The 3,812-nt window shown below is 52.5% G+C and carries 3 protein-coding genes; all 3 read left to right on the top strand.

Annotated elements, in window-relative coordinates; translation table 11 throughout:
* Positions 1–123 precede the first annotated feature (123 nt).
* The 3 genes from C3418_RS22975 (at position 124) to C3418_RS22965 (ending at position 3,632) form a co-directional block, all read left to right on the top strand.
* On the top strand, positions 124–582 hold the full coding sequence (locus tag C3418_RS22975) for an antitoxin Xre/MbcA/ParS toxin-binding domain-containing protein (protein ID WP_308457653.1): 459 nt from the start codon (positions 124–126) through the stop codon (positions 580–582).
* Between the two features lie 694 nt (positions 583–1,276).
* A complete protein-coding gene (locus C3418_RS22970) occupies positions 1,277–2,767 on the top strand; it encodes a SulP family inorganic anion transporter (RefSeq protein WP_103261754.1) in 1,491 nt (496 codons plus the stop codon).
* 19 nt (positions 2,768–2,786) lie between these two features.
* Positions 2,787–3,632: a universal stress protein gene (locus tag C3418_RS22965; protein ID WP_103261755.1), complete on the top strand. Its 846-nt coding sequence runs from the start codon at positions 2,787–2,789 to the stop codon at positions 3,630–3,632.
* Positions 3,633–3,812 lie beyond the last annotated feature (180 nt).

Raw genomic sequence — 3,812 nt, 5'->3', positions numbered from 1 at the left:
ACTGGGTTGCATTGATAATAGTCATGGCTTCGGGCGTGTCGGTTTTTTTTTGCGATTAAATCAGATCACAAACGAAGCCTTTTTTCTATCTATTTCAATTGGTTGTAGCTAAAGATCCTGTACATGATCATGTCCTATTCCAGTTATCATCCAGGTAAGACCGAAGCCTCTGTGATGACGCTATCTAGCTCTCTTGGGATCCCCAGCGACCCGTTGGGGTCGCATCTATGGATCATGGCTGGCGTAGCTCCTGGCAGCATTCATCGACTGGCTGAATTGATGAGTGCAGACATAGGTTTGATATGCCGCCTAGCAGGCATTAGCCGCCACACTGTTGCTCGCAAGCTGAGGATTGGGGCCCCCCTATCAATCTCTCAGGGTGCTAGGGTATACGGCGTTGTACAGGCACTCGATGCGGCACTATCCCTCAACAAGAACGATACTGCCAAGGCGTTGTCATGGCTAAACAGACCAGCCTGGGGCCTCGGTGGCGTGACTCCAGCCACATTGCTGAATACACCGATGGGGGTTCAGGCTGTTGTCGATCTGGTGGGACGGATTAGGCATGGGGTTTGCGTATAAGCAATAAGTCGGGGGGCGGTGAGAATAAAACCATCCAGATTGGCCAAATTTCCACCAAACAGAATTATTTTCAAACTTTTTCACATCCCCCCACTTGAAAAATTCGGAAAACTGTCCATTTACTAATTATGAGAGCTATAAATTAATTTTTTCCATTTCAACATTCCGCTGCTGCGCAGCGAAGAGAAACCAGTTTTACTACCCCCCCATAAGCTATTTTTTTAAATAAATGAAATTTAAAGAGCACTGATAAATTAAAGTTCCTTAACTTAGCTTAAGACATCAATGCTCCATCACTCAGTAATAAATTAGATTCATATAAACAGAAAACAGAAAACAGAAAACAGAAAACAGAAAACAGAAATGTAACCTCAGTTAAGATGTGGTTATATTCGCCCTGTAGGGCGGAAAATTTAAAAGGTGTTTTTGCTAGGCACGATAACCCTACCTGTGCAAGCGCTTCTCTGCTATCATCCGCAGCCCATGAACAAATTGCATACTGGCGTGACTGTAACGCCGCCCTAACCCCTCCCTCTGCGGCTCCTGCCGCCTGACTCTGGTTGTCACAACCGGAGCGCTTTTTTACACCCATTAGATCCCAATACAACAATCTGATCCTGCCCGAACTCCATCTGACCCCCAAGTCGATGGGTGCGTTGTGCTATGGATCCTAAACAAGCGAGAAAATCCCCCCATGCTAGAACGTGCAAGACAAGAGTGGTTCTCCAACATCCGTGGTGACCTGTTAGCCGGAATCGTGGTCGCCCTGGCGCTGATCCCAGAAGCCATCGCCTTCTCCATTATTGCTGGAGTAGACCCCAAAGTCGGCCTCTATGCCTCCTTCTGTATCGCCGTGGTCATAGCCTTTGTTGGCGGTCGTCCAGGCATGATCTCGGCAGCCACAGGCGCAATGGCACTCCTGATGGTGACCCTGGTCAAAGAGCATGGCCTGCAATATCTGCTGGCAGCAACTCTGCTCACTGGGGTACTCCAGATCGCGGCTGGTTACTTGAAGCTCGGCAGCCTGATGCGGTTTGTCTCCCGTTCCGTGGTCACCGGCTTCGTCAATGCGCTGGCGATCCTCATCTTTATGGCCCAGTTGCCTGAGCTCACCAACGTCACCTGGCAGGTCTATGCCATGACAGCAGCTGGCCTTGGCATCATCTATCTGTTCCCGCTTATTCCGGTGGTTGGCAAGCTAGTGCCTTCTCCGCTGCTCTGCATCGTCATCCTGACGGCAGTCGCCATCACCATGGGCATCGATATCCGTACTGTAGGCGATATGGGCGAGCTGCCCGATACTCTGCCCATCTTCCTGTGGCCCGAAGTGCCGCTCAATCTGGAGACGCTGGCGATCATCTTCCCATATTCCGCAGGTCTGGCCGTGGTCGGTCTGCTCGAATCCATGATGACGGCAGCGATTGTCGATGATCTGACCGATACCCAGAGCGACCGCAATCGTGAATGCAAGGGCCAGGGGATTGCCAATATCGGTGCGGGCCTGATGGGTGGCATGGCGGGGTGCGCCATGATTGGTCAGTCCATCATCAACATCAAATCCGGTGGCCGTGGCCGCCTCTCGGCCTTTGCTGCGGGGGTGATCCTGATACTGATGGTGGTGTTCATGGACGAATGGCTCCGCCAAATTCCCATGGCGGCACTGGTGGCCGTAATGATCATGGTCTCTATCGGGACGTTCTCCTGGGATTCACTGCGCAATCTCAAAAAGCACCCGCTCTCCACCAATATCGTGATGGTAGCCACGGTTATCGTAGTTGTGGCTACTCATAACCTGGCACTCGGGGTATTTGTCGGTGTGCTGTTGGCCTCACTGTTCTTCGCCAACAAGGTCGCCCGCTTCATGCTGGTCAAAAGTGATAGTGAGCGCAGTGGTGAAGTACGTACCTATCTGGTGCGCGGCCAAGTGTTCTTCGCCAGTGCCGAGCAGTTCTTTGCCGGATTCGACTTCAAGGAAGTGGTGGAGAAAGTGGTGATCGACCTGACTCACGCTCACTTTTGGGACATCAGTTCTGTCACTGCGCTGGACAAGGTGGTCATCAAGTTCCGCCGTGAGGGCACCGAGGTTGAGCTGATCGGTCTGAACGAAGCAAGCGCGACCATCGTTGACCGCTTTGGTGTACACGACAAGCCGGAAGAAGTTGAAAAGCTGCTGGCTGGACACTGATCACAAGAAGGAATTCATCATGACAAACATTTTTGCCTGTATCGATGGCTCCCCAGCCATGACAGCAGTGTGTGATGCGGCGGCATGGGCCTCTGCCAATACTGGGTTACCCGTCACCTTGCTGCACGTATTGGAAAAAAACGAGTTTGAAGGACACAGCGATCTCTCCGGCAATATTGGTCTTGGCAGCCGCGAGCTTCTTCTCCAGGAGCTCGCCGAGCTGGATCATCAACGCAGCCGCCTCGCCCATGAACAGGGGCGGATGCTGCTCAAAAGCAGCCAGGAGTATCTTGCTGGCTTGGGGATGACAGGGGTCGAGACCCTGCAACGCCACGGCCAGCTGGTAGAGACGACCCAGGAGCTCTCATCCGGTATGCGGATGTTGATCATGGGCAAGCAGGGCACGGCCCATGCCCACGAATTGATTGGCAGCAATATTGAGAGCGTCATCCGTACCCTGGCTAATCCCATCATGGTGGTGCAGCCGGGCTTTCAGGCCCCAAGCCGCTTCCTGTTTGCCTATGACGCAAGCCCGACTGCCAAGAAGGTACTGGAGTTGATCGCAAGCAGCCTACTGCTCAAGGGGCTTGAGTGTGAGCTGGTGATGGTTGGCGAACCAAGTGACGAGCACGAACGGCAGCTGGCACAAGCCAAACAGGTGTTGAAAAGTGCAGGTATCAGAGTTGAAGCAATGCTGCTGCAAGGAGAGGTGGTGCCAGTGATTTGCCAGCATACCGCCGAGGTGGGCTGCGACCTTATCGTGATGGGGGCTTACGGTCACTCTCGGATCAGGCAGTTCATTGTGGGAAGTACGACAACAGGTATTTTGAAAAAGACTAATGCTTCTTTAATGTTGCTCAGGTGATAATTCTGCTGTGGGGGGGATGGAACTATCCTCCCCACTATGAGTGTTGGTGTTTAGATTGGCCCCTTGAAGATCCAGACACTTCGCCCCTCTTAACTTAAGAGGTAGTCTTGGAGCTATGTTCAGTACTAGTCACAACGAGAAGATGGTCGAAGTGTTAACAGGGGCCGAGCGCCGTCG

The sequence above is a fragment of the Aeromonas sp. ASNIH8 genome (assembly GCF_002919855.1).
Lineage (GTDB): Bacteria > Pseudomonadota > Gammaproteobacteria > Enterobacterales > Aeromonadaceae > Aeromonas > Aeromonas caviae.
This window is presented reverse-complemented; position numbering and strand designations above follow the sequence as displayed.

Excerpts from the sequence above, each read along its gene's own strand:
- C3418_RS22975 (WP_308457653.1), top strand. The coding sequence starts at position 124 with ATGATCATGTCCTATTCCAGTTATCATCCAGGTAAGACCGAAGCCTCT.
- C3418_RS22970 (WP_103261754.1), top strand. The coding sequence starts at position 1,277 with ATGCTAGAACGTGCAAGACAAGAGTGGTTCTCCAACATCCGTGGTGAC.
- C3418_RS22965 (WP_103261755.1), top strand. The coding sequence starts at position 2,787 with ATGACAAACATTTTTGCCTGTATCGATGGCTCCCCAGCCATGACAGCA.